The sequence below is a fragment of the Candidatus Pristimantibacillus lignocellulolyticus genome, from assembly GCA_023639215.1.
Lineage (GTDB): Bacteria > Bacillota > Bacilli > Paenibacillales > Paenibacillaceae > Pristimantibacillus > Pristimantibacillus lignocellulolyticus.
On record CP097899.1, the window covers coordinates 4,022,689 to 4,047,965 of the forward strand.

21 protein-coding genes are annotated in these 25,277 nt (G+C 36.5%); 17 read left to right on the forward strand and 4 right to left on the reverse strand.

The features are described from left to right. The first annotated feature begins 55 nt into the window (after positions 1–55). From NAG76_17170 to NAG76_17190, 5 genes are all read left to right on the forward strand, one after another. Positions 56–2,224 (forward strand): MMPL family transporter, encoded by a 2,169-nt coding sequence (locus tag NAG76_17170; GenBank protein URN93549.1) that lies wholly within the window; start codon positions 56–58, stop codon positions 2,222–2,224. A 166-nt stretch (positions 2,225–2,390) separates the two neighbouring features. Then, on the forward strand, positions 2,391–3,065 hold the full coding sequence (locus NAG76_17175) for a hypothetical protein (GenBank protein URN93550.1): 675 nt from the start codon (positions 2,391–2,393) through the stop codon (positions 3,063–3,065). Between the two features lie 85 nt (positions 3,066–3,150). Next, positions 3,151–3,882 carry a hypothetical protein gene (locus NAG76_17180; GenBank protein URN93551.1) on the forward strand — a complete coding sequence of 244 codons (732 nt, stop codon included), beginning with the start codon at positions 3,151–3,153 and terminating at the stop codon, positions 3,880–3,882. 72 nt (positions 3,883–3,954) lie between these two features. Then, positions 3,955–4,611 (forward strand): hypothetical protein, encoded by a 657-nt coding sequence (locus NAG76_17185; protein URN93552.1) that lies wholly within the window; start codon positions 3,955–3,957, stop codon positions 4,609–4,611. Positions 4,612–4,811: 200 nt separating this feature from the next. Then, positions 4,812–5,084: a hypothetical protein gene (locus NAG76_17190; GenBank protein ID URN93553.1), complete on the forward strand. Its 273-nt coding sequence runs from the start codon at positions 4,812–4,814 to the stop codon at positions 5,082–5,084. A 108-nt stretch (positions 5,085–5,192) separates the two neighbouring features. Here the strand turns inward: NAG76_17190 and NAG76_17195 are convergent, their stop codons facing one another. Continuing rightward, a complete protein-coding gene (locus NAG76_17195) occupies positions 5,193–5,813 on the reverse strand; it encodes a DedA family protein (protein ID URN93554.1) in 621 nt (206 codons plus the stop codon). 107 nt (positions 5,814–5,920) lie between these two features. Between NAG76_17195 and NAG76_17200 the strand changes: the two genes are divergently transcribed. The 5 genes from NAG76_17200 (at position 5,921) to NAG76_17220 (ending at position 12,558) form a co-directional block, all read left to right on the forward strand. After that, positions 5,921–7,369, forward strand: coding sequence for an MFS transporter (locus tag NAG76_17200; protein ID URN93555.1), 1,449 nt, complete (start codon positions 5,921–5,923; stop codon positions 7,367–7,369). 153 nt (positions 7,370–7,522) lie between these two features. After that, the gene (hisA, locus tag NAG76_17205; protein ID URN93556.1) at positions 7,523–8,266 is read left to right on the forward strand and encodes a phosphoribosylformimino-5-aminoimidazole carboxamide ribotide isomerase; all 744 of its coding nucleotides are present in this window, start codon (positions 7,523–7,525) and stop codon (positions 8,264–8,266) included. A 163-nt stretch (positions 8,267–8,429) separates the two neighbouring features. Then, a complete protein-coding gene (locus NAG76_17210; protein ID URN93557.1) occupies positions 8,430–9,617 on the forward strand; it encodes a GTP-binding protein in 1,188 nt (395 codons plus the stop codon). A 261-nt stretch (positions 9,618–9,878) separates the two neighbouring features. After that, positions 9,879–10,610, forward strand: a complete 732-nt coding sequence (locus NAG76_17215; protein URN93558.1) for a ZIP family metal transporter — start codon at positions 9,879–9,881, stop codon at positions 10,608–10,610. A gap of 538 nt (positions 10,611–11,148) precedes the next feature. Beyond that, on the forward strand, positions 11,149–12,558 hold the full coding sequence (locus NAG76_17220) for an MFS transporter (GenBank protein ID URN93559.1): 1,410 nt from the start codon (positions 11,149–11,151) through the stop codon (positions 12,556–12,558). Between the two features lie 247 nt (positions 12,559–12,805). On the opposite strand, the gene NAG76_17225 is transcribed toward NAG76_17220, so the two are convergent. Both NAG76_17225 and NAG76_17230 read right to left on the reverse strand, forming a co-directional pair. Further along, positions 12,806–13,303 (reverse strand): hypothetical protein, encoded by a 498-nt coding sequence (locus NAG76_17225; GenBank protein ID URN93560.1) that lies wholly within the window; start codon positions 13,301–13,303, stop codon positions 12,806–12,808. A gap of 613 nt (positions 13,304–13,916) precedes the next feature. Continuing rightward, positions 13,917–15,089 carry an ROK family transcriptional regulator gene (locus NAG76_17230; protein ID URN93561.1) on the reverse strand — a complete coding sequence of 391 codons (1,173 nt, stop codon included), beginning with the start codon at positions 15,087–15,089 and terminating at the stop codon, positions 13,917–13,919. A 189-nt stretch (positions 15,090–15,278) separates the two neighbouring features. Here NAG76_17230 and uxaC point away from each other — a divergent pair, with 189 nt between their 5' ends. After that, positions 15,279–16,682 (forward strand): glucuronate isomerase, encoded by a 1,404-nt coding sequence (gene uxaC, locus NAG76_17235; GenBank protein URN93562.1) that lies wholly within the window; start codon positions 15,279–15,281, stop codon positions 16,680–16,682. A gap of 98 nt (positions 16,683–16,780) precedes the next feature. Then, positions 16,781–18,193, forward strand: a complete 1,413-nt coding sequence (gene gndA, locus NAG76_17240; GenBank protein ID URN93563.1) for an NADP-dependent phosphogluconate dehydrogenase — start codon at positions 16,781–16,783, stop codon at positions 18,191–18,193. A gap of 144 nt (positions 18,194–18,337) precedes the next feature. Here gndA and NAG76_17245 read toward each other — a convergent pair whose 3' ends face one another. Further along, positions 18,338–19,564 (reverse strand): helix-turn-helix domain-containing protein, encoded by a 1,227-nt coding sequence (locus NAG76_17245; GenBank protein ID URN93564.1) that lies wholly within the window; start codon positions 19,562–19,564, stop codon positions 18,338–18,340. Between the two features lie 274 nt (positions 19,565–19,838). Between NAG76_17245 and NAG76_17250 the strand changes: the two genes are divergently transcribed. The 5 genes from NAG76_17250 (at position 19,839) to NAG76_17270 (ending at position 25,261) form a co-directional block, all read left to right on the forward strand. After that, the gene (locus tag NAG76_17250) at positions 19,839–20,729 is read left to right on the forward strand and encodes a sugar phosphate isomerase/epimerase (GenBank protein URN93565.1); all 891 of its coding nucleotides are present in this window, start codon (positions 19,839–19,841) and stop codon (positions 20,727–20,729) included. 1 nt (position 20,730) lies between these two features. Continuing rightward, positions 20,731–21,873, forward strand: a complete 1,143-nt coding sequence (locus NAG76_17255) for a Gfo/Idh/MocA family oxidoreductase (protein URN93566.1) — start codon at positions 20,731–20,733, stop codon at positions 21,871–21,873. A gap of 21 nt (positions 21,874–21,894) precedes the next feature. Continuing rightward, the gene (locus NAG76_17260; protein ID URN93567.1) at positions 21,895–22,755 is read left to right on the forward strand and encodes a sugar phosphate isomerase/epimerase; all 861 of its coding nucleotides are present in this window, start codon (positions 21,895–21,897) and stop codon (positions 22,753–22,755) included. Positions 22,756–23,004: 249 nt separating this feature from the next. Next, positions 23,005–24,273: a lactate racemase domain-containing protein gene (locus tag NAG76_17265; protein ID URN93568.1), complete on the forward strand. Its 1,269-nt coding sequence runs from the start codon at positions 23,005–23,007 to the stop codon at positions 24,271–24,273. A gap of 217 nt (positions 24,274–24,490) precedes the next feature. Continuing rightward, positions 24,491–25,261, forward strand: a complete 771-nt coding sequence (locus NAG76_17270; GenBank protein URN93569.1) for an SDR family oxidoreductase — start codon at positions 24,491–24,493, stop codon at positions 25,259–25,261. The last annotated feature ends 16 nt before the right edge of the window (positions 25,262–25,277 follow it).

Below are 25,277 nucleotides of genomic sequence, written 5' to 3' on the forward strand. Positions count from 1 at the left end.
ATTAACTGAACGGTATAGTAAATTAATTGGTGAATACGAAATGGAGGAAAATTTCATGATTCAACGTATTGCAGCTTGCTTTACTGGCAAGATCAGCAAATGGGTTACACTAGTAGTATGGATATTAATTGCACTTATCTTAACCTTAACATTACCTAGTGTAGGGGACAAGGAGCAAAATAATGCTGCTAACTTGCCGAGTGATGCACAATCGGTGTTAGCAGATCAAGTTATTCAACAATATTTCCCTAATTCCACAGGTGTTCCAGCTTTATTAGTATGGCATCGCGACGCAGGATTAACCGAGGAAGACTTCTCTATTGTACGTCAATTATCTGAGGAACTAACGAACAACCCATTACCTTCACAGGAATCCATTATTCCTTTGCACATGGGTATTCCGATAGAAGTGTTAACATCTGAAGATGGCAGTACACTTATTTTACCGATTACATTTACAGATGAGACAGAAACAGAAGTGTTGAAAGAAAATCTAGTTCAGATGAAAGAATTCATTAATGAAAAAGCTGGTGCTAATATATTCGAAGGTGAGCTAACCGATGGCTTGTCAGCACGATTCACAGGGCCAGTAGGGATTTCTGTTGATGCTACGGATCTGTTCTTAGACGCAGACATAGTGTTGTTAATTGCAACGGTGTTACTTGTGCTCGTTCTATTATTAGTAATCTATCGTTCGCCGATTCTGGCGATCATTCCGTTAGTTGGTGTAGGATTTGCATACCTTGTAACAAGTCCGATACTTGGTTGGTTAGCAGGAAATGGTTGGATTACTGTAGATTCCCAAGCAATAAGCATTATGACTGTGCTATTGTTTGGTGCTGGTACCGATTATTGTCTATTCCTAATTACTCGCTATCGCGATGATTTACGACATGAGAAAAATCCGAGAACCGCATTAATTCATGCTTTCCAAAATGCTTCAGGTGCAATTGCGATGAGTGGATTTACTGTAGTAATGGCATTACTTGTATTGTTATTTGCACAGTATGGTTCATCACACCGTTTTGCTATTCCATTCTCACTTTCGATTTTAATTATGGGAATTGCTAGCTTAACGCTTGTTCCGGCTATACTAGCCATTTTAGGCCGATCTTCATTCTACCCATTTATCCCAAGAACTGTGGAGATGGAAGAAGAAAGAGCAATAAAACGGAATAAACCAGTGAAGAAACAAAAAGATCAACATCGCCTATGGGGTAAGATCGGTAGTTTCGTGACTGAAAAACCATGGTTAGTTATCTCCATTACAATGATTATATTAATTGTTCTTGCTTCATTCTCAACACAATTGAAATATAAATACGATCTGTTATCTTCATTCCCTGACGACATGGAATCTAGAGAAGGATTTACTATTATCGGACAGACGTATACTCCAGGTGAACTTGCTCCCATTACAGTTATTGTAAAAGATAATAGTGATGTTAATGCATTAGCTAATAAAGTTGCATCACATGAACTTGTTAACAATGTGACTGAAGCAGTTGTCAGTGAAGTAGATTCATCATATAGCTCATTCGAAGTGGTCCTTGATATTGATCCTTATTCTAATGATGCGATGGACTATATCCCTGTATTGGAAGAGCAGTTAACTGCAGAGTTAGGAAATACTGAGAGCTTCTGGATTGCAGGTCAGACAGCAGGTCAATATGATACCCAACAAATTAATGATCGAGATAATAGTGTCATAATGCCAATTGTCATTTTGTTGATTGTTATTTTACTATTAGTTTATCTTCGTTCTATCATTGCCACCATATATCTTGTTGTGACCGTTCTAGTGTCATTCTTAGCGGCTCTTGGACTTGGTTGGATTATTCTTCACTATGGACTTGGTATTGATGCAATACAAGCGGCAATTCCGTTGTACGCTTTCGTATTCTTAATCGCACTTGGTGAAGATTATAATATCTTTATGATCTCAGGTATTTGGAAAAAAGCGAAAACAATGCCGCTTAAACAAGCTGTCAAAGAAGGAGTAGCTGAGACAGGTGAAGTCATTTCATCTGCTGGACTAATTCTTGCAGGAACATTCTTTGTCTTAACCCAAGTGCCGATTACAATACTATTGCAGTTCGGAGTAATTACAGCAATTGGAGTACTACTAGATACATTTATCGTTCGACCGTTCCTTGTACCAGCGCTTACGGTGGTGTGTGGGAAGTGGGCTTTCTGGCCAAGCAAGCATACTACTAAGAAGTAGTTCAAACAGCAGAATTTGATAACGATGAGTATGCTAAAGAAGTATAATCAACATATCGAATATGAATAATAACTCTTCTTAACAGTTATAAATTTATATGGAAATGTAACATTTTTCCTCTTAATACCGTTCTATTTATTAGAGAACGGTGTTAGGGGGATTTTTCATGTTAATCAATCGAAAGTCAATCATCCAGATTGTGATTGTATTTTGTTTGTTTCTTAGTATGATTATGCTCACTGAATCTAAAACTACATTTGCTTGCGATTGTGCGATGCCAAGTAACTTTACGGAAAGTTTAGATAATAAAGATGTCGTTTTTGACGGCGTAGTAATCGAATCATCTAAGGACAAGCGTACATCGATCAGTAAAAAATTGGAAATAAACTCAGCCGATCAAGTGGAATGGACATTTCTAGTAAATGGAGCGTGGAAGGGCAAGGTTACTGAAGTAATAACCATTGTGTCCAAAGCAAGTTCTGTAAGCTGTGGCTATGAATTCGAGGTTGGTAAGAGGTATGCTGTATTCGCAACAAGCAACGTTAACGATATTACTGTCTCATCGTGTAGTGGAACGACTACGATCGCAGATAATTCTAAAATTTTCGAAGAGCTGGGCGATTATACCGTTAAGTTGACAGCCGTTACAGATAATCTAGAGACAACAGATAATGAGGGAGCTACTCAAATAGAACCTCTACAAAGCGATGGAACTAATCCAATTGATTCAGTAGAGAAATCCAACACCACTGTAATAAATATAATCGTTATTGTAATGATTGTGGTCGTTTTATTTATTGTTGTTGCTGGACTACTAGCAAATAAAAAAACTAGGAAATAAATTAATGAACTGTAGATTAAGGAAGTAGAAGAATAGATTCGATTAAAGAAGATCAGGTGATGATTAAAAGATGGAGGCTTTAATTATGAAACGAAGACAGGTTGTGCATCTGTTTATAATTGTAATAATACTGCTAAGTGGATTGATGGTTGGTGAGCAAAAAAGTGCATATGCATGTAGTTGTGCTATGGCCCCTGGGAGTTATGAAAAAGAACTAGCCGATAGCGACTATGTATTTGATGGAGTTGTTACGAACAAGAAAGAAAAAAAATCGTTACTAGGAACAATAAGTTCAGATGATCCAGTGGAATGGACATTTCAAGTGAATGGATCATGGAAAGGTGAAGTTACTGAGGTGGCGACTGTTTATTCAGCGTTATCTTCTGTTAGTTGTGGTTATGAGTTTAAAGTGGGAAAACGATATGCAGTATTTGCAAATGGCACAAACGATCTAATCAAAGTCTCCTTATGTAGTAAAACGATGCAAATTGCAGATAACTCAGATATATTCACCGAGTTAGGATTATACAAAGATGAAAACAGTGTGCGACCAATAGATGAGGTTACAGATGACAAAGTGAATAATCCGGTTTCATCTATCGAGGACAATTCAACAAAAATTAAAGAATTAAGTGAAAATCGGGGGACAGTTATTATGGTTACCGATCAATACGGGTCATCTTCTAGCAAGATTACTATTCAAGAAGATTCTATAGAAAAAGTAAGCCCAAACGGTATAGTTGCAGTTGTTATTATCTTTATTCTATTATTTCTTTTTAGTGCAATGCTAATTTACAAGAGAAGAAGGAAAACGTAATACGATTATTTTTTTTGAAAATAATTTGAAAGAACTAATCATGTGAGGAGTAGCAATTGGAGGAGTTTGAAAGTGAATAAGAAAAATAGTGTACATGTATTTGTCATTGTAGTGTTACTGCTAAGTGGATTAATGGTTAGTGAACAAAAAAGTGCATATGCATGTACTTGTATAGAATCTGGAAGCTATGAAGAGGCTTTAGAATTAAATGATTGGGTATTTGACGGTGTTGTTATAAATAAGAAAGTAAAGACCTCACTACTAGGATTACAAAAATCATCTAACTCAGTTGAATGGACTTTCCAAGTGAATGGTTCTTGGAAAGGCGAAGTGACCGAATCTATTACAGTCTCTTCATCCCAATCATCCGCTAGCTGTGGTTTTGAATTTAAGGATGGAAAACGTTACGCAGTATTTGCAAGAGATGTGGACGGCTTAATAGTAGTCTCCTTATGTAGCAATACATCTATTATTGCTGATAACTCTGACATTTTCACAGAATTAGGTCCATATAAATTCGAAGTTAATGTCCCACCTGCAGCTGATCTCGTAGATAATGTAATAATTGATCCTAGTTCACCAGATGCTATCGTGAATCTTACATCAGAAGAAGAACTAAAGAAAAATATTCAGGATAGAAAAAATATACTATTATTTGTGTTCATATGTATTGGATTATTATCTATCATTGGTGCTATTGTGCTTATGTTTAGAATTAGAAGGAGATAATGAATAGTATGTACTAATTAAGCTACTATTCTTGCTATTCTTGTGTATATAACAGTTGAAATATACATTGAAGTAAGTGTATGCTGTTGTATACAGTGTTATCTACTGCAGAAACAAAAAGTTTAGCTCATGCTTCCGAAGTGACTTTTTGTTACTTAGAAGTAAAGTAATCAGCTACAAAAAGTTTAGGAGGATTAATAATGAACGTACAAATATTACATGCAAAAATGACACACACGAAAGAAGATGGACATGTAGGGGCTGTTCACTTTCAAGTAGAGGGTCATCCCAAACCATATGAGATGGCATTACATAAAAGTAGAAAAGCTAAAGAGTGGGGCTATGGACTGTTCTTCTTAGCTGGTTCAGGCGATGAAGATCTATTGCTTGAAGTGGAAGATGAAATCGAAGATAATGATGAATTGTATGAGCAATTAGTCGAAGCGGCTTTAGCTGCTTTAGAACAAGAATAACGGTGTAGGCAATGTTACAAAAAAGAAGCCGTATCAAAGGATTACCTTTTGATACGGCTTCTTATTGTCAAAACTATAGATGCTGTTCTTTACTAAAATGATAGGTCGTTATTTCGATTCATTTCCATTTGATTGCTTCAATTTGTATCGACGGAACCCACGTAATAAAAGTATACTTAAAATAATGGCACCTAGAGTGAAAAATAAAGCCTCATATTGACTAATAAGTACAATAAATTCGGGAATACGGTCACCAACGAAATGTCCAACTGTGTAATAAATTGATGTCCATAATGTCGCAGCAGGAAAAGCAATAAGTGAAAATTTCGAAAATCTCATTTTGTTCATTCCCATAACATAAGGCGTTGCATGTCTAACAAATGGGAAAAACACACTTATGGGAATTGCATATAAACCATATTTATCAATGAGATCATCCGATTTCTGAATAAATTTTCCGAATTGTTGTTTCTTTGAAAACCATTTCCCTAGTCGACTACTTGTAAAGCGGCCTAAGCTATAGTTGAAAGTCATCGCTGAGCAAATACCGAGTGTCACCATGGCAAAGGCAATCGTTGAATCTATTACTTTTGCTTCAGAAAGTGCCCCTGCCGTTAACACAACAGCTTCATTTGGTATTGGTAAACCGATTAATCCGAGACAAAGAACTAGAAAAAGTGCGATAGGTCCTATGGTCTCGATAATCTCTAGTAGTAAATCATAACCCACATTCATTCTCCTTGATTCAAAATCTATATCAATTAATTGTATCATATCCATCAATTTAAAAGCTTAATCTAACATTAAAGTTTCGTGACGAAAGGGAGTTTGATGCTTTGAAATCGTCTAGCCTAAAAGTAGTATTAGCTCTGTATCTCACTACTTTCTTAGCAGCTATAGAAGGTACAATAGTCTCAACAGCAATGCCTATTATTATTAATAATTTAGAAGGTGCCGAATTGTATAGTTGGGTCAATACGATCTATTTGTTAGCAATGGTCGTTGCTACACCGCTTTATGGTAAGCTCTCTGATATTTATGGTCGTAAGTTATTAATTAGTATAGGTATTATTATCTTCATTATCGGATCAGCTTTATCAGGAATTGCTTGGAGTATGCCAAGTCTAATCGTGTTCAGAGCTATACAAGGTATAGGTGGAGCGAGTTTGCTAACATTACCAATGGTTATCATTACAGACCTGTTTCAAGATCAACAACGTTATAAGATTCAAGGTTGGCTCTCGAGTATATGGGGGGTAGCGGGAATATTAGGTCCATTAACAGGTGGTTTATTAGTTGATTATGTATCGTGGCGTTCTATCTTCTATTTGAACGTACCATTTGCTTTCATAGCGCTTGTACTTATCTATAAATTTCTGCCTAATCACTATAAGAAAACAGCACGTAGCATTGATGCTAAAGGGATTACAACGTTTTCTGTCGGTATCTTATTGCTACTCTACGGATTAAACGGATTTGTTGAGAATGATGAGATTACTGCAAAATGGATTTATACACTGTTGATGGTTATAGCGATTATTTGTCTTTATGCATTTGTGAGAGTAGAGAAGCACGCGAATGATCCTTTCATTCCGTTAGAGATTTTCACGAACAGAATGTTCAGATTTACACTCATCTCAGGATTTGTATTATCCGCAATTACGGTAGCTATTATTTTCTATATTCCTTTGTGGATGCAACATGTAAAAGGACTCTCTGCAACGGGATCAGGTTTAGTAATGATTCCTTTGTCCATTACATGGCCACTTGGTTCAATACTTGCTGGTCAATTTGCGTTTCGCTATGGTATGAGAACAATGGGGTTCATAGGTTCGATATGTTTATTACTAGGTAGCGGGGCTATGGCGACGATTACAGTAGATACTTCACCAATCCTAATTATGTTCTATATCTTAATTTCGGGAATGGCATTTGGTATTTTACTATCTTCATTCTCGTTCCTTGCTTCAGCCGTTGCTAGTGAAAAGGTTAGGGGAGCTGGATTATCAGCGGTGCAGCTGTTCCGTTCGCTTGGACAGGCTGTAGGTCTTGTACTTTTTGGAATGTTGCTTTATAGTCAGACCAATTCGCCACAATATGTCAGCTTACTTGAAATTAGCATACGTCAAATTTTTGGAGCAATTGCTTTTATATCACTCTTGTTAGTAATCTATATTATATGGGCTTTACGTAACAAGGCATTATTAGCGTCATATAATTTTGCAGGGGAATCAAAATCAACTAAAGTTAAGCAGGTAGCTCAAGTATCAGCAGATGGAAGTTGAGGGTATTAGGTTGATATGTTAATCTGATAGATAACAGTAATAGCGGAAGTTCAAAATATCCGCATGTGATCACGATGTAACGCCTAGTAGCTTAGTCGACGGCGAATATGGAGCGAACATACATACTATAGATATAGAATAGGAGAATATAACTTGAAATTCAGACCTTGTATTGATTTGCATGATGGAAAAGTGAAACAAATCGTGGGAGAAACATTAAACAATCAACTTGTTGAAAATTTTGTATCTGAATATTCCTCTAGCTACTATGCAAAGTTATTCCAGAAGGATCAGTTACGCGGAGGGCATGTTATTATGCTCGGCCCTAATAATGAAGCAGCAGCTAAGGAGGCGTTAAGTGCTTATCCGGGCGGCTTACAAGTTGGTGGAGGAATTACTTCAAGTAATGCACTACAATACTTGGAGGCAGGAGCTTCTCATATTATCGTTACTTCTTATATTTTCAAAGATGGTGCTTTGAATTGGGATCACTTACATGCAATCGTTGACGTAGTAGGCAAAGATCGTTTAGTCATCGATTTGAGTTGTAAATCTAAAGACGGTAAGTGGTACGTCGTTACGAATCAGTGGCAGCAATTCAGTGACTTTGAAGTGAATCAACAAAATATTACTGAGCTTGAGAAGTACTGTGATGAATTTTTAGTTCATGCGGTTGATGTTGAAGGTAAGCAGTCAGGTATTCAACAAAGTCTAGTTCGCGATCTTGCGGAGTGGACGACAATACCAACTACTTATGCTGGTGGTGCTAGATCACTCGAAGATATCCAGTTATTTGAGCAAATCAGTCAGTCCAAACTAGATTTGACGATTGGAAGTGCATTATCAATCTTTGGAGGCGCTTTGCCTTATGAATCGGCACTTGCAGCATTCAAATAATTATGAATCTAAGTAAGTAGCTATAATATAGTAATTAGAAAGCCATGATTGTCATTTCAGCGATATGAATATGACAATCATGGCTTTTATTGTTGACAAATTTAATCGTAATGATTACTATTAAATTAAACGTAAGTATTACGAATAAGAAAAGAGGATGTTTGTGGGCAAATTACCTGTTACCGTATTGAGTGGTTATCTTGGTTCTGGGAAGACGACGATATTAAATCATGTGTTAAATAACCGTGAGGGATTAAGAGTTGCAGTTATAGTAAATGATCTGAGTGAAGTGAACATAGATGCAACATTAGTTCGCGATGGTGGAGGATTATCTCGCACAGAGGAAACTCTAATTGAAATGTCTAATGGATGCATATGCTGTACATTACGGGAAGATTTATTGCGTGAAGTAGAGATACTGGCAAAAGAAGATAGGTTTGATTACATACTAATTGAATCTACAGGTGTGGGTGAGCCAGTGCCAGTAGCGCAAACTTTCTGTTACATTGACGATGAACTTGGAATTGATCTAACAAAGCTATGTACATTAGATACGATGGTAACAGTTGTTGATGCATATAGATTCTGGAAGGATTTATCTTCGGGTGAATCATTACTAGATCGCAAGCAAGAGGTTGATGAGACAGATCATAGAGAAATAGCAGATTTGTTAATTGACCAGATAGAGTGTTGCGATGTGTTAATTCTAAATAAATGTGATCTTGTATCGGAAGTTGAGGTAGAGAAATTAAAGCATATGTTACATCATCTTCAGCCTAAAGCTAAAATCATCCAGTCGATTCATGGGGAAATTGACGCAAATGAAATATTGAATACGGGTCTATTCAACTTTGATGAAGCTAGCCAGTCTACGACTTGGCAGTTCGAACTTGCCGATGAACATCATACGCCTGAAACAGAAGAATATGGAATAAGTTCTTTTGTGTATAATCGTTCAAAGCCTTTTCATCCAGAACGACTAATGTATTGGATGGAATGTTGGAGAGAAGAGATTGTTAGAGCAAAAGGGATTATATGGTTAGCCTCAAGAAATGATATGGCACAAAGTATTAGTCAAGCGGGACCATCAATTGCTTTTGGAGGAGCGGGAAAGTGGCTTGCCACACTTTCTGAACAAGAGAGAGAAGATATATACAAAGAAGAACCCGAGCTCCTTCAGCAGTGGATAGAACCTTACGGAGACCGTGTGAATAACATTGTATTTATTGGATTATCGCTTGATGTTGCGACTATTACGAATGAACTAGATGAATGTTTACTTACTGATGAAGAGATGATGCAAGATTGGGATAAATGGATAGATAACTTTCCAGCTGAAGTAGTACATTGATAAGCTGTGATTACAGTAGCCGCTATGCATAGCAAGTTAATATGTCTATACATTAAAAATGCATCCGATAAGGGTGCATTTTGTTTTTAATGTGAAAAATTATAGTGCAACACTACTGTTATTTTAATGAGTTTATAGTAAACAATATTGACAAACTTAATGATTTGCTACAACATAATAAGATATATTTATTTAGTAAGTGTACATAATAAACAATATTTATAATAATCGTTATGAGTTACATAAAGGAGATCACGTATTATGCTCAGTGCATTGATAGGAAGTTTCATATCTGCAATGGCGACAGTACTAGGTGCAGTGCCGTTATTATTCGTCAAAAAATTATCTGAAAAGTGGAAAGATATATTAATTGCATTTACAGCAGGTATTATGGTTTCAGCAACAACTTTTGGCTTAATCCCACAAGCTTTAAAAGAATCGAATTTGCTCGTTATAACATTAGGTTTGCTATTCGGTATTGTTGTACTTGATTTATTGGAAAAAAATATACCGCATATCGATGTCGAGCGAGGAAAAAGTGTTAAATCATTTGATTCTAAATCTTTACTTATCATTATAGCGTTAATGTTACACAACATTCCTGAAGGACTAAGTACAGGTTTTAGTTATGCTAGTTTGAATGAAGGACTTGGACCGTTAATAGCTATTGCCATTGGGGCGCAGAATGTTCCTGAAGGGCTAATACTGGGAGTCTTCCTGATGCGATCTAACGTTAGCAAGTGGAAGACATTAGCCATTGTAACGATTACCGGATTAGTTGAAGTAGTGTCTGCTATTATTGGTTATTTCACAGCAACGTACATTCAATGGTTAATAGGATTTGGGTTATCATTTGCAGCCGGTGCGATGTTATTTATCGTGTATAAAGAATTGATACCTGAAACACATGGTCATGGGTACGAAAGACCAGCTACATATTCTTTTATTATTGGACTTCTTGTTATGATATATCTTAGTTATTTCGTTGGCTAAATACATCTGTTCATTATAAGCATCTTATCCAAAAGAGGCGTTAAAAAGCCTACAGGATAAGATGTTTTTTTGTGTAAATATAACAATTACGTAAATATAGTTATGTAAAATTATTTCATATGAAAACATATGGTCATAACAGCAAAACATAAACCCAAAATAATTAAACCTAAAATACTAAATCTTAGTGCATGAAATCTTAAACTCTAAGTCAAGAAATAGGCACAACCTTTAATAGAAAAAGTGATACAATTTCGCAAATAATACTTACCTTAGATCGTTGCACATTTAATTTATGTATTATTATTTTGTTGGAGAAAGATAATAAGTGAGAGCAACGTTGAGAACAAGTCATATGCAGTTTACGGTCTAAAATACTGATAAAAATGTAAGTTCTACTACAATATTTCGATAAAAAATTATTGACGCTTACAAAAAAGGATGATATATTTCTGTTAATTAGTTTACTAAACTAATTAATTAACGAGGAATAATAAGTTTATTTTTTATTTCTCAATATTCATCAGGGGGAATGAAAATGTCTGCACAGCATGATCAGTCAATTAGTCAAAACAGACAACATCGGGCGTTTGGCATGAAAGACAAACTCGGATATATGTTTGGTGATTTTGGAAACGATTTCTTTTTTCTTTTTGTTTCATCTTTCCTTATGGTGTATTACACCGATATTTTTCATCTTAATGCAGCTCATGTAGGTATCCTATTCCTAATTGCGAGAGTGTGGGATGCATTTGCTGATGTAGCATGGGGAAGATTTATTGATTCTCGGAAAGCAGGAAAGCATGGCAAGTTCAAACCATGGATTTTAAGAATGTCCTTTCCGTTAGTTCTATCTGGCGTATTAATGTTTATTCATATCCCTGGCATGGGAAACACATTTTATCTTGTGTATGCATTTGTTACTTATCTATTGTGGGGAACATTATATAGTACTGTAAATATTCCTTACGGATCTATGGCATCCGTTATTACCGGTGATATTATGGAACGAACAACACTTTCAACTTATCGTACAATGGGCTCCATGCTTGCGAGTCTAATTATTACAGTAGGCGGACCATTTATTATTTTTGTTGATAATCAAGCGGTAGCAGGGCGATTTACACTTGCTGCAATATTATTTGGTATATTATCAATCGCTTGTTACATTGGTTGTTACAGTCTATCCACAGAACGTATTACGCAAGAGAAAAATCCAGAGGTAAAAGCTGATTTCAAAAAAACATTAAAAAGTTTCTTGAAAAATAAGCCATTGCTCTCAATGCTAGCTGCTTCATTATTATTTATGATGTGTGCAATGTTACTAAGCGCGGTTAACGTATATTTATTCAAAGATTATTTCAACAGTGCTGCTAAAGCGTTGAGTATAAGCGGATTTATGCAAGTAGCGACTGTATTTATAGCAATACCTATATCCAAGCCATTAATCCATCGTTTTGGTAAAAAAGAAGTTGCATCGGTAGGGATGTTACTTGCATCAATTGTATACTTTATTTTGTTCCTGTTGCCTGATATATCTGTAATGCAGTACATTGGAATTGCAGCAATTGGTATGTTCGGATATTCTTTCTTCAACTTAGTGGTATGGGCGTTTGTAACAGATGTCATTGATTATCATGAATATCTAATGGATATGAGGGAAGATGGCACAGTTTATTCGGTATATTCTTTCTCAAGAAAAATTGGTCAAGCCATTGCTGGTGGTATTGGTGGATTTGCATTAACGTATGTTGGATATCAGTCTGACGCCGCTGTTCAAAGTGAAGAAGCACTGAAAGGTATTCATAATCTTGCAACTTTGGTTCCGTCGATAATATATTTTGTTATTTTCTTAGTCATGTTATCTTTGTACCCTCTAACTAAACAGCGTACAAAGAAATTAGCTGAGGATCTAGCAGAGCGGAGAAAAAACAAGAGAAACATATAGCACAGCAAAAAACAGTAGCACATCAACATTGTTGAAGGTGCTACTGTTTTTTTACAATCGTGATAATATATTTTAGTTGACTTACAGGGTGGCTTCAGCACCGAAACATCTACATTGGTACAACCGCGTTCGTTAAGTAACGAGGTCCATTTAGCCCATCTGAACAGCAAACTTCGGTAGACCAACAGAGCTTAGAGGACGACTAGCTCTGCGAAATTCGTCGCATCCAATATAAAATTTCCATAGTCTACCACATAAAATTTCCATAGTCTATTACGACAATTCTTCCTTCGTACATTGCTGAATTGGCACGTTTCATATCATAAGGCAGAATTCCTGCTTTCCTAAACTTCTTACTAAGTAGCTTCAGCTTAAGATGTTTGCCTGTACCAGCGACTTTCATTTTTTTCATAATGATCCAACCATGTCCGAATCCGGCAACCGGACAGAGATGCTGTTTTATATGCTTCGTACACGAAGCATACAGCCTATATTCCAATTCATTGCACCTCATTCCGCTCGAGGAGATCGCTACCTTAAGGACATATCCGTTACCCAGATCGTACACGAGGCGATAGAAGCCATGTCCCAAGCTACGGTATGGCAGTCGCAGCTCGGCTCTCGCTATTTTTGCTCTACGATTAGGCGTCAGTCGGTCATATTGTCCCAACCAGTTATATCGTTCCAGCTTAGCTATCCAACGACTGATCGATCTCCGAACATCGCCGGAGACTCTTTTAACCATAAGCACCCCCCTTTCCTCATCCTTCTAACGTTACATCAGGTCACGCCGATACGGCTGAAAATAAGCGATCGTAAGACCCGTACCTGTAAACCAGACACAGTAGTAAAGTAGAAAAAGTAATAGAAGCATCTGTTACAGGGGAAAAGGTGTTGCCTAATGCATTTATACTAAATAATTGTGACCACTACTTTCACCTAACCCTTTTGGTTTTATACTATGTGTATTCACTATTAACTGTGTGGGTATATGCTTACCTAAATTCACGAACTAAGCATAATCATATTCTTCACGAGGCTACCACGGAAACGCTCGTCGGCCCCGTTACACAAAAAGGAAAAAGATAGACTAACGATCAGTTTAACGCATTCTAAATATGTAGCGTTTCTGGTTCAAGTACCCGCAAGGATTTGCCAATCCATACTATAATTGCGATATATTGTAATGGAATACATACTTGTACGTAACAATAGTTATGTAAACTAAGTATATTTAAAAACAAATCGGTAAAAGAGAAAAAACAGAAATTCAAAAAATAATCAACCCAAAAATGATAAAAAAAAGGAGCGACTCCAATAATAATGAAGTTGCTCCTGTAAACATCTATTCTGTTTGTTTATTTAGTAATCGTCTCGTAGGGTAAGTTCAACACAGGTACATCTAAAAATTGTTGAATAGCAAGAGCACAGGCACCTAACACACATGATTTTCTGCCGATCAATGAAATGGATAATTCATTGCAATGACTAATTTTTGAATGTAAATTGTCTTGAATGGCTTTGGTAGCATTAGGGTATAGCTGTAATAACTCGCTATCAATAACAATGACTTCTGGGTTGTAGATATTAATCATATTATTTAACCCGATGGATACATAAAGTATAAATTGCTGCAATATTTCCATCACTTGATCATCATCATCCGCAATCCACTCGGCTACTTGTCCATAAGTAACGTTAGAAATTTCTTTGACCTTTGCAAGTCGATCCAAAATAATTAGATCGGAAGCATATCGTTCAAAGCAACCATGATTTCCACAGGCACATTCGTTACCCTGCGGAACAATAATCATATGACCGATTTCACCTGCAAACCCATCATGACCTCGAACGAATTTGTTATTCATAATCATGCCAAGACCTATACCAGAGTAGAACGTTGCAGACAACAAATTCTCAGTATCATGATGTGTAAAGATCCGTTCGGCAAAAGCACTTAAATTCGCATTGTTCTCAATATGGATAGATAAATTGATTAATTTCTCCAAATCATGTTTAAGCCCAACATCATTCCATCCGAATTGAGGGACGAAGTGAACAATTTCTTCATTGCTCACAAGACCGTGCACAGCTATACAAACGCCAACAATGCCATATCGAGCATCATCATATTGATTAGCGTAGCGATTAATGTTTTCAGCAAGTAGTACTACAATTTCATCATAGTTGGTAGTATGAAGAGCAATTTCTTCATGTGCAATAATCGCACCTAATAAATTCGTAAGCGTATAAGTAATTTGTTTATTATCTAGATCGATACCAAGTGCATAGCCAGCATCTGCATTAAGCGATAGCATAATTGGTTTACGGCCGACGGCATTATGCTCAAGATGAGTTTCAATGACTAATCCCTCATCTAACAAATCAGCAACTTGCACAGATATGGTCGCTCTAGTCAAATCAACTTCTTTGGCAAGATCTGCTCGAGAGATCATTCCTTTATTAACGATTTCTTTAATAATTAAAGAACGATTAATTTTTTTAATATACGAAGCATCGCCTGTAATCATGAATAGCCCCCTAATTGATTTACATATGCCGTTCAAGTGTATAGATATCAATCATTATACAGTTGAAACATTCATTTGACAAAAAGAAATAGAATTGATAAATTGATTATATAATTAATTAGGTTACTAAACAAACTAATTATCTTCACCTCTGCATTATATATTAAATTACTTAAGGGGGATACAAAAATGGAGAAATTTATGAACGATTATTTTATGTTATCTAACGAAACTGCAAAACAATTGTACGATGACGCTGCAAAAAACGCTCCGATTTTCGACTTTCATTGTCATCTTGATCCTGAGCAGGTTTGGGAAAATAAATCATATAGCAATATGACTGAGGTATGGCTAGCTGGTGATCATTACAAATGGCGTGCTATGCGTATGCATGGTATCGGTGAAAGATATATTACAGGTGATGCTTCTGACTGGGAAAAATTCCAAGCATGGGCTGAGACAGTTCCATATTTGTTAGGAAACCCGTTGTATCATTGGACGCATTTAGAATTGAAAAAATATTTTGATATTGAATTGTTGCTTAGCCCTGAAACCGCAGAGCAAATTTGGAACGATTGTAATGCAAAACTTCAACAAGATGATTATCGCGCAAGATCATTTATTGAAAAATCCAACGTGAAGTTTATTGGAACTACTGATGATCCATTATCAGATCTTAAGTATCATAAATTGTTAGCTGCAGATGCTTCATTTGATACGATTATTGCCCCAACATTCAGACCCGATGGCGCTTTGAATATTGATGCTCCTACATTCTCTACATGGGTTGAGCAACTAGAGCAATTGACAGGCGATGCGATTACTTCATTAAAAGACTTTGTGAATGCCTTAAAAGAACGTGTGAATTATTTCCATGAAAATGGTGGGAGAGCATCAGATCACGATATGCCATTTTTAATCTATCGTGCTGTCGAGGAAACAGAAGCTGAAGCTATTTTCTTGAAAAGATTGCAAGGGTTAACTTTAGATGAACAGGAAATTATCTCATATCGCGCTTACTTGATCACTGAACTTGGCAAGATGTATGCAGAGAAACAATGGGTTATGCAACTTCATATGGGTGCTATTCGCAATAATAACACGAAGTTATTCCGTCAAATTGGTAAGGACGCTGGATTCGATTCTGTAGGTGAAAGCAATTTTGCTGAGGGAGTATCTAAATTACTCGACGGCTTAGAATTACAAGATGCATTGCCTAGAACGATTCTATATAACTTAAATCCGAAAGATAATGCCGTTCTAACAGGAATGTTAGGTAATTTCTATGAGGAAGGTGTTCCAGGAAAGCTTCAATTTGGTTCAGGCTGGTGGTTTAACGATCATATTGATGGTATGGAGAAACAAATGCGAGATCTAGCAAATGTTGGTCTATTAGCTCACTTTGTCGGAATGTTGACTGATTCTCGTAGCTTCCTATCGTATACCAGACATGAGTATTTCCGTAGAATATTGTGTAATATGTTTGGACAATGGGTGGAGAGTGGATTAATCCCTAATAATAAGGAATTTAACAATAAAATCATAGCTGATATATGCTACGGTAATGCTCATCGTTATTTCCTAAACAGATAGATAAAAAGCACAAATAGATATGAAGTATGATTCGATAAGCGGCATACATCGCTACGCAGCATTAATCGAAATAAATATGGTTTAAGGAGAGAAAGATGATGTCAAAACAACAAATTGGTGTAATTGGATTAGCAGTGATGGGGAAAAATTTAGCGTTAAATATTGAGAGCAGAGGATATACTGTTGCTGTATTTAATCGTTCATACGATAAAACAGAGCAATTTTTACAAGAAGAAGCAAAAGGCAAACAATTTATTGGTGCAAAAACAATGGAAGAGTTTGTTGCGTCATTAGAATCGCCACGTAAGATTCTTTTAATGGTGCAAGCTGGTAAAGCGACAGATGCAACCATTGATGCATTGAAGCCATTACTTGATAAAGGTGATATTATTATCGATGGTGGTAATACTTATTTCCAAGATACAATTAGACGTAACGCGGAATTGCAAGAACTAGGATTCAACTTTATCGGAACAGGGGTTTCTGGCGGTGAAGAAGGTGCATTGAAAGGTCCTTCTATTATGCCAGGGGGTAAGGAAGAAGCTTATGAATTGGTACGTCCGATTCTAGAAGCGATTTCTGCTAAAGTAGGTTCTGATGCTTGTTGTACGTATATCGGACCTAATGGTGCTGGTCATTATGTGAAAATGGTGCATAACGGAATTGAGTACGGCGATATGCAGCTTATTTCTGAAGCCTATTACATTTTGAAAAATGTGCTGAACTTGAATGCTGATGAACTTGCAGAAGTGTTTCAAGAGTGGAACAAAGGTGAACTAGACAGCTATCTTATTGAAATTACAGCTGATATCTTCCGCAAAAAAGATGAAGAGACAGGACAACCGTTGGTGGATGTTATTCTTGATAAGGCTGGACAAAAAGGAACAGGTAAATGGACAAGTCAAAATGCGCTTGATCTAGGTGTCCCGCTTCCGATTATTACGGAGTCCGTATTTGCTCGTTACATTTCAGCCCTTAAAGATGAGCGTATTGTAGCTAGTCAAAAACTTACTGGACCAGAAGCTACTCCATTTGACGGAGATCGCAATTCATTGATTGAACAAGTTCGTAAAGCATTGTTCTTAAGTAAAATTTGTTCCTATGCACAAGGTTTTGCTCAAATGCGCACAGCGTCTGAAGAATATGATTGGAACCTTCGTTATGGGGATATTGCGATGATCTTCCGTGGTGGATGTATTATTCGTGCACAATTCTTGCAACAAATCAAAGATGCGTATGATGTTGAGCCAGAACTAGCAAACTTGCTTCTTGATCCGTACTTCAATAATATCGCGGCAAATTATCAATCAGCTTTGCGTGATGTTGTTTCAATTGCAATCCAAAAAGGTATTCCAGTACCAGGATTCGCTAGTGCGATCAACTACTATGATAGTTACCGTGCAGAGACATTACCAGCAAACTTAATTCAAGCACAACGTGATTACTTTGGTGCTCATACGTATGAGCGTACAGATAAAGCAGGTACTTTCCATACGCAATGGATGGTATAAAAATTATATAAAGATACATTTGGATTGATAGTGAGAAATCTTTATCAGTACGGGAAGAAACATAAATTTAAATAAAGTAATAGAGCCGTCTCATAAGATTGTCAAAAATCTTGAGATGGCTCTATTTTTGTAAACAGTCTACCTTCATTGCCGATATTGGTGTGGTGTAACGCCATGGTGCTTCTTAAATACTTTAATAAAGTAATTCACATCATTATAGCCAACCAGGTGCGAGATATCTGTAATATTGAGATTCTCATTGTTCATCAAAATTAGTGCTTCCTTCAGTCTTATATGGTGAATGTAATCAGGGAAAGTTAGACCGGTTTCCTTCTTAAATGATCTAGAAAGTTCATACTTGTTGATTCCTATCTCCTGAGCAACGTTATCAAGTGTTAATTCCTCGGCAAGATTCCATCTTATAAATTCAAGTGCCTTCCGTATATATGTAGAATATGTGATTAGTGATAATTGTTTAACTAATTTGCAGTATTCGATACACATCTCATTTTGAAGTAATTCGAGTTGTTTAATGGTCGTTGTTTTTTCAATTTGAATAGCAAATTTTTCTGAAATGCTATCGATATATATTGGATGTACCCCACCGTTTTCGGTTGCTTTGCGAAGTAGAGTATTCCTCACAAAACTTAAGTTCTTCCTTGATCGAAGAGGATCATTAGGAAATCGATCAGGCAATGGATATTTGGGATGTTTGCCGTTAATCAATAATTGCTCCACTAATGTTAAATTACCTTGTTGGACAGCACTAATCAATTTATTCTCATTGCGGTATCGCTCTTCCACCATATGTTTTTTCTCGATGTTTTCAATTGGTGGTGATAATGAATGATTGAATTGTTTATAGTTTTTGTTGTCGATCGTGATATGTGTATTAGAAAACAGCGTTGAATGCTGGAACATGTATAGGATGAACTCGATAATATGATTAAGTTTTTCCATGCTTATTAAAGGTAAAGACAAATAATATTGCTGAACGAGTGGTAATAACGAAAGTGGCCACTGATGCTGGAACAGTATGTCTTGTACTTGAATCATCGAGGGATCTGTTTGTAAAAAAGGACCGACGATCATCGTACCTTCTTCGTGATCATTAAGGTGTATGGATACTGTAATATATAGCAATTGCTGTGTGGTTGTATGTACTTGAATCTGATGCTTAGTTTGATCCAATTGAAGCAATATATTGGAACGTACAGCTTCAAATAGATGCTGTAGCGGTTCAGGTACATGCATAGGTCCATAAGCAAATAACATATTATGAACGGTATTCATATAGATTGTTTCCATACCGGAAAATGTATATGTAAATTTAAGTATTTGTGTTAATTGTTGTTCTTGATCATAGTTCATTAGCAACAATCCTTTCAAAGTATTTTTTATTTATATCAATATATTACTATTTTCCGCAATAATATGCGAGTAATAGAAAGCGTTTTCTTTTATACTGAACTTGTTCAACAAAAAAGTTAGCTAATGCTTTCGAAGTACTTTTTATTTTGAAGTACATCCAGTCGCAGTTTCAATAAAAATAAAAAGTTAGCTAATGCTTTCGAAGTTACTTTTTATTTTGATGTACATCCAGTAGCAATTTCAATAAAAATAAAAAGTTTTAGGAGAGATGGAGTTGTATAATGACAAGCTACACATATCTGGTTTCTCGGATGAAATCTCATCTGACTTTGTAACTCAATTGCAAGCTGTTAGAAAGCTTAATATGAATTATTTATCATTACGTGGTATTGATGGACGAAATATTGGTGATTACTCGCTTGAAGAGATTGAAGAAAAAGTGTTACCGCTATTAAAGGAATATCAAATCACTGTATCTTCAATAGGGTCACCTATTGGGAAAATCTTTATTAATGATGATATAGGATTTTTGAAACAACTTAATTTATTAGATCGTTTATGTCAAATTGCGAATTTGCTAGAGTGTAAATACATTCGTATTTTCAGCTTCTACATTCCTAAAGGTGACGAAGTAGATCAATACAATCATAGAGTTATTTCGCAAATCTGCCAGTTTACGGAGATTGCCGCTAAGTATAATGTAATCTTGCTTCATGAGAATGAAAAAGATATTTTTGGTGACATCGCTAGACGTTGCAACGAGATGTTTGAGGCAGTTCGTTCACCTTATTTCAAAGCGATTTTTGATTTTGCGAACTTTGTGCAATGTGGCGAAGATACATGGGATTGTTATCAGTTATTAAAACCACATATTGAGTACATTCATATTAAAGACGCAGTCTCAACTAGTCAACAGAACGTATTATGTGGTACTGGGGAGGGGAAGATTAAAACTATTTTAGCTGATCTTATTAATAACGGCTATGAAGGATTCCTAACGTTAGAGCCGCATCTCGTATTATTCGATTCATTAAAAGACTTAGAGCTAGAAGCTGCTGAACATATCATTAAAGAAGACAAAGGTTTAACTGGGGAAGAAGCTTACGCATTACAGTTCCATGCTTTAGTTGAATTATTACAATCCATTGAGAGAGAGGCTGTATAACATGACAAATGTAAGAATGGGAATTATCGGTATCGGTGCGCAAGGTGCATTTTATGCTAAATTTATTACTGAAGGCAAAGTGAAAAACATGGTGGTAGGTGCAATAAGTGATGCTGACCCTGCGAGAAAGCAATGGGCAGCTGAAAACTACCCAGATGTTCCATTTTTCGATAATTATATCGATATGCTCGATAGCGGCACAGTTGATGCAGTCGTTACATGTGTACCTCATTACTTACATCCTGAGATCGGAATTGCCGCATTGCAACGTGATATTCATGCATTACTCGAGAAACCTGCAGGCGTATATACGAAGCAAGTAAGAGAATTGAATGAATATGCAAAAACTAAACCAGAAGTTGCATTTGGAATTGTGTTCAACCAACGTACTAATCCTTTATATCAAAAATTAAAACAATTAATTGATGATGGTGAGATTGGAGATATCCGTCGTACGAACTGGATGATCACTACTTGGTGGAGACCACAAGGTTATTATGATCAAAGTGCATGGAGAGCAACGTGGAAAGGTGAAGGTGGTGGAGTACTTGTGAATCAAGCACCACATCAACTTGATCTCCTTCAATGGATTACTGGTATGCCTGCAAAAGTATACTCTAATGTGAAGTATGGCTACCAACGTAATATATCCGTTGAAGATGAAGTAACCGTTATGATGGAATATGCTAATGGTGCAACTGGTGTATTCGTAACATGTACACATGATATTGTCGGAACGGATCGTTTCGAGATTTTAGGCGACAAAGGTAAAATTGTTGTTGACGATAGTAAGAAAATTACGATTAAACGTCTAACTAAACCAGAGCGCGAGATGAGTGATACGATGAGTATGGCTGACGTGATGAACATCTTTATGGGTGGGAAGTCCGATGATATCTACTCTGAGGAAGTTATTGAATTTGAAAGTGTATGGGGAGCACAGCATATCGCTGTATTCGAAAACTTTGCTGCACATATTGTTGAAGGTGCACCACTGTTAGCTCCAGGTAGCGATGGTATTCATGGTGTGGCATTAGCTAATGCTATTCATCTTTCTAGCTGGCTGAATAAAGAAATAGAGTTACCTATCGATGAAGAATTGTATTTGTCAGAATTGAATAAGAAGATCGCAGCTGAACAATAATCAGAATGGAGTGAGTATGTGATGACGAAACAATCAAAGATCGGTGTGCAAATGTTCAATTTGAAACAAAAAGTTGCAGAGCTAGGTGCATATGCGACACTTGAGAAGTTACATGAATTAGGATTTCATTCTGTTGAAGTGACGCAAATTGCGATGACATCAGAAAATGTAGCACAATTGAAAAAAGCTAGCGAAGATTTTGGTATTCAAATCGCAGCAGTATCTGCTCCATTGAACAAAGGTGTCAATGATCCCGGAGAGTCATTAGAAACTCATTTTGATAAAATAGTCAACGATTGTAAGGAATTAGACTGTAAATATATTCGAATTGGTATGATGCCACTTGCGATTATGGGTCATAAAGATCAAGTGATGCAATATATCGCTGAAGCAGAAGCGATGGCTAATCGTCTAGCAGAACACGGATTGGAACTTTATTATCATAATCATCATGTTGAGTTTGAAAAATATGATGGAGAGTATCTAATTGATATGATGCGTAATCATACAACTAAGCTAGGGTTTGAACTTGATGTTCATTGGATTCAGCGTGGAGGAGAAAACCCAGTTGCAGTGATTAATCGCTTTAAAGGTCGTATCGGATTATTGCATTTGAAAGATTATCGTATCGGAAGACTAGAAGTAGGAGAAGATGATCTTAAAGATATGTCTAAATTCATGCGAAAATTCACAAACATCATTCAGTTCGCTGAGTTGGGACAAGGGTCTTTAGATATACCAGCAATAATCGATGCGGGACTAGATAGTGGTGTCAAACACTTCTTCATCGAACAAGATGATACGAACGGTAGAGATCCATTTGATTGTCTTCAAGATTCTAAACTATATTTAGTTAGACAAGGGTATGGAGATTGGATTTAATAGATAGTAAAGCATAAAAGTATGTGGGAGCTGATAAACTAGCTCTCATATACTTTTTGCTATATGGACACGAAAAAAATAATTAAAACGAGTAATTATCGCGTTGACGTATAAGGTATCCAATGATATTATTTAATTAATTAGTTTACTAAACTAATTAATATAGATAGTCATTATTTGCTTTCTCACATGAAATCTAATTATTTGGTAAAATACTATACAAAATATACGAATTGGAGTGATATGTTAATGGGTATTCTTCAAGAGCTTGTAAAAAATATTCCCGTTCCAAAAATGGCAAAAGTAAAGGTTACTTTTGATAATAGTCATATTGAGCATTTGAGTGAACAATTGTTACTAAAATTAGATCGTCCTGAAATAGTTGATCAGATTAAACCTGGCATGGAAATTGCTATTGCAGTTGGTAGTCGTGGTCTTGATCGTCTAGTGGAATTAACGAAATGCACGGTGCAATTTCTACAAGATCATGGAGCAAAACCTTTCATCGTTCCTAGTATGGGAAGTCATGGCGGTGCTACAGCTGAAGGTCAAAGCGAGGTTCTTGCACACCTAGGCGTAACAGAAGAGAGCGTTGGTTGTGAAATCCGATCTTCAATGGAAGTTGTGAAGTTAGGCGAATTGCCTAATGGACTTCCTGTCTATGTAGACCAATATGCTGCTAATGCCGATGGAATTGTTGTTATCAATCGTATTAAACCACATACTGCTTTCCGTGGTCCAGTTGAGAGCGGCATTATGAAAATGATTAGTATCGGACTTGGAAAACAAAAAGGTGCCGAAGCTTGTCATCAACTTGGCTTCAAGTATATGGCTGAAAATGTTCCTGCAATGGCGAAAATGATTATGGCAGAAAAACCTATTCTCTTTGGGGTTGCTACAGTTGAAAATGCTTTCGATAAAGTGGCGGTTGTTGAAACGTTAACTCCTTCTGAAATTATCGAGAAAGAAGCTAGCTTGCAAGAACAAGCGAAAGCATTATTACCAAAACTGTTTTTCGAACAATTAGAAGTGCTAGTCATTGATCAAATTGGTAAAAACATCAGTGGTGATGGAATGGACCCTAATATTACAGGTCGCTATCCTACTCCTTATGCCCATGGCGGTCCTGACGTTAATAAAATGGTTGTACTTGATCTTACACATGAGACAGAAGGTAATGCAAATGGTGTAGGTACTGCAGATTTCACAACGCAACGCCTAGTAGACAAGATGAATCTTGAAGTAACGTATGCCAATGGACTTACTTCTACTGTAGTGGCGCCTACTAAGATTGCTACTACATTAGCCAATGACAAAGAAACAATTCAAGCTGCGATTAAAACTAGTAACATTCTTGATTTTACAGAAGTGAAAATGGTTCGCATCAAAAATACATTAGTATTAAGTGAAATTGAAGTATCTGAAGCACTGATTGAATATGTAAATCAACATCCACAGATGGAAGTAGTATCGCCATTGTTTGACTTACCTTTCGATGATAACGGGAATTTGTGGTAGTAAATATAACAATCAAAGTTCAAAAAGCGGGCTTTCAGAACCAAGAAGATGGAGCGCTACTTAAGAAAGATGGAAGCGCAAGTGTACATGATTACGTACACGCGAACCGTACTTTCCAAGTTCACTTCATATTCGATGCCGACTGAGCTACGTTAGCATTACATCGTTATCAAAGTTTGCATAATGAAATATCATTACAACTAAGGGAGAGATAATTATGAGTAAATTATTCGACTTAACAGGTAAAACAGCAGTAGCTATTGGTGGTAATAGTGTATTAGGTTCATCAATCGCTCATGGATTGGCAGAGCATGGAGCTAAAGTAGCTATCGTTGGTCGTAATATGGAAAAAGCTGAAGAAGTAGTAAAAGCTATCGTTGACAATGGTGGAGAAGCGAAAGCTTTCCAAGCAAATGTTAGTCAGCGTGAATCATTACTGCAAGTAGCTACTGATATTGAAGCTTGGTCTGGCGGTTGGGATATTTTATTGAATGCACCAGGTAAGAACAGTAGTACACCATTTCTTGAACTAGAAATGGATGAATACGATGATATAATGGATGTAAATTTGAAAGGTATCGTTCAAGCTTGTCAAATTTTTGCGCAGAAGAATATTGAGCAGCAACGTTCAGGTAGCATTATCAATATTTCATCTGTATCATCAACAACACCGCTTTCTAGAGTGTTTACGTATTCCGTTTCTAAAGCAGCATTGAACAGTGCTACACAATATTTGGCAAGAGAGTTTGCACTTCATAATATTCGTGTTAATGCCATTATTCCTGGTTTCTTCCCAGCGGAACAAAATCGTAAAATTTTGAGCCCTGACCGCATAGAATCAATCATGAAGCACACTCCAATGCAACGCTTTGGAACACCTGAAGAATTACAAGGTGCAGCAATATGGCTTGCTTCAGAACAAGCATCTAGCTTTGTTACAGGGGCATTGATTCGAGTAGATGGCGGTTTTGGAAGCATGACCATTTAAGATTGTTAGAAATAAA

What these genes read in the sequence shown, in the direction of transcription:
- NAG76_17170 (URN93549.1), top strand. Translation starts at nt 56, where the DNA reads ATGATTCAACGTATTGCAGCTTGCTTTACTGGCAAGATCAGCAAATGG.
- NAG76_17175 (URN93550.1), top strand. Translation starts at nt 2,391, where the DNA reads ATGTTAATCAATCGAAAGTCAATCATCCAGATTGTGATTGTATTTTGT.
- NAG76_17180 (URN93551.1), top strand. Translation starts at nt 3,151, where the DNA reads ATGAAACGAAGACAGGTTGTGCATCTGTTTATAATTGTAATAATACTG.
- NAG76_17190 (URN93553.1), top strand. Translation starts at nt 4,812, where the DNA reads ATGAACGTACAAATATTACATGCAAAAATGACACACACGAAAGAAGAT.
- NAG76_17215 (URN93558.1), top strand. Translation starts at nt 9,879, where the DNA reads ATGCTCAGTGCATTGATAGGAAGTTTCATATCTGCAATGGCGACAGTA.
- NAG76_17220 (URN93559.1), top strand. Translation starts at nt 11,149, where the DNA reads ATGTCTGCACAGCATGATCAGTCAATTAGTCAAAACAGACAACATCGG.
- NAG76_17225 (URN93560.1), bottom strand. Translation starts at nt 13,303, where the DNA reads ATGGTTAAAAGAGTCTCCGGCGATGTTCGGAGATCGATCAGTCGTTGG.
- NAG76_17230 (URN93561.1), bottom strand. Translation starts at nt 15,089, where the DNA reads ATGATTACAGGCGATGCTTCGTATATTAAAAAAATTAATCGTTCTTTA.
- uxaC (URN93562.1), top strand. Translation starts at nt 15,279, where the DNA reads ATGGAGAAATTTATGAACGATTATTTTATGTTATCTAACGAAACTGCA.
- gndA (URN93563.1), top strand. Translation starts at nt 16,781, where the DNA reads ATGTCAAAACAACAAATTGGTGTAATTGGATTAGCAGTGATGGGGAAA.
- NAG76_17245 (URN93564.1), bottom strand. Translation starts at nt 19,564, where the DNA reads ATGAACTATGATCAAGAACAACAATTAACACAAATACTTAAATTTACA.
- NAG76_17255 (URN93566.1), top strand. Translation starts at nt 20,731, where the DNA reads ATGACAAATGTAAGAATGGGAATTATCGGTATCGGTGCGCAAGGTGCA.
- NAG76_17260 (URN93567.1), top strand. Translation starts at nt 21,895, where the DNA reads ATGACGAAACAATCAAAGATCGGTGTGCAAATGTTCAATTTGAAACAA.
- NAG76_17265 (URN93568.1), top strand. Translation starts at nt 23,005, where the DNA reads ATGGGTATTCTTCAAGAGCTTGTAAAAAATATTCCCGTTCCAAAAATG.
- NAG76_17270 (URN93569.1), top strand. Translation starts at nt 24,491, where the DNA reads ATGAGTAAATTATTCGACTTAACAGGTAAAACAGCAGTAGCTATTGGT.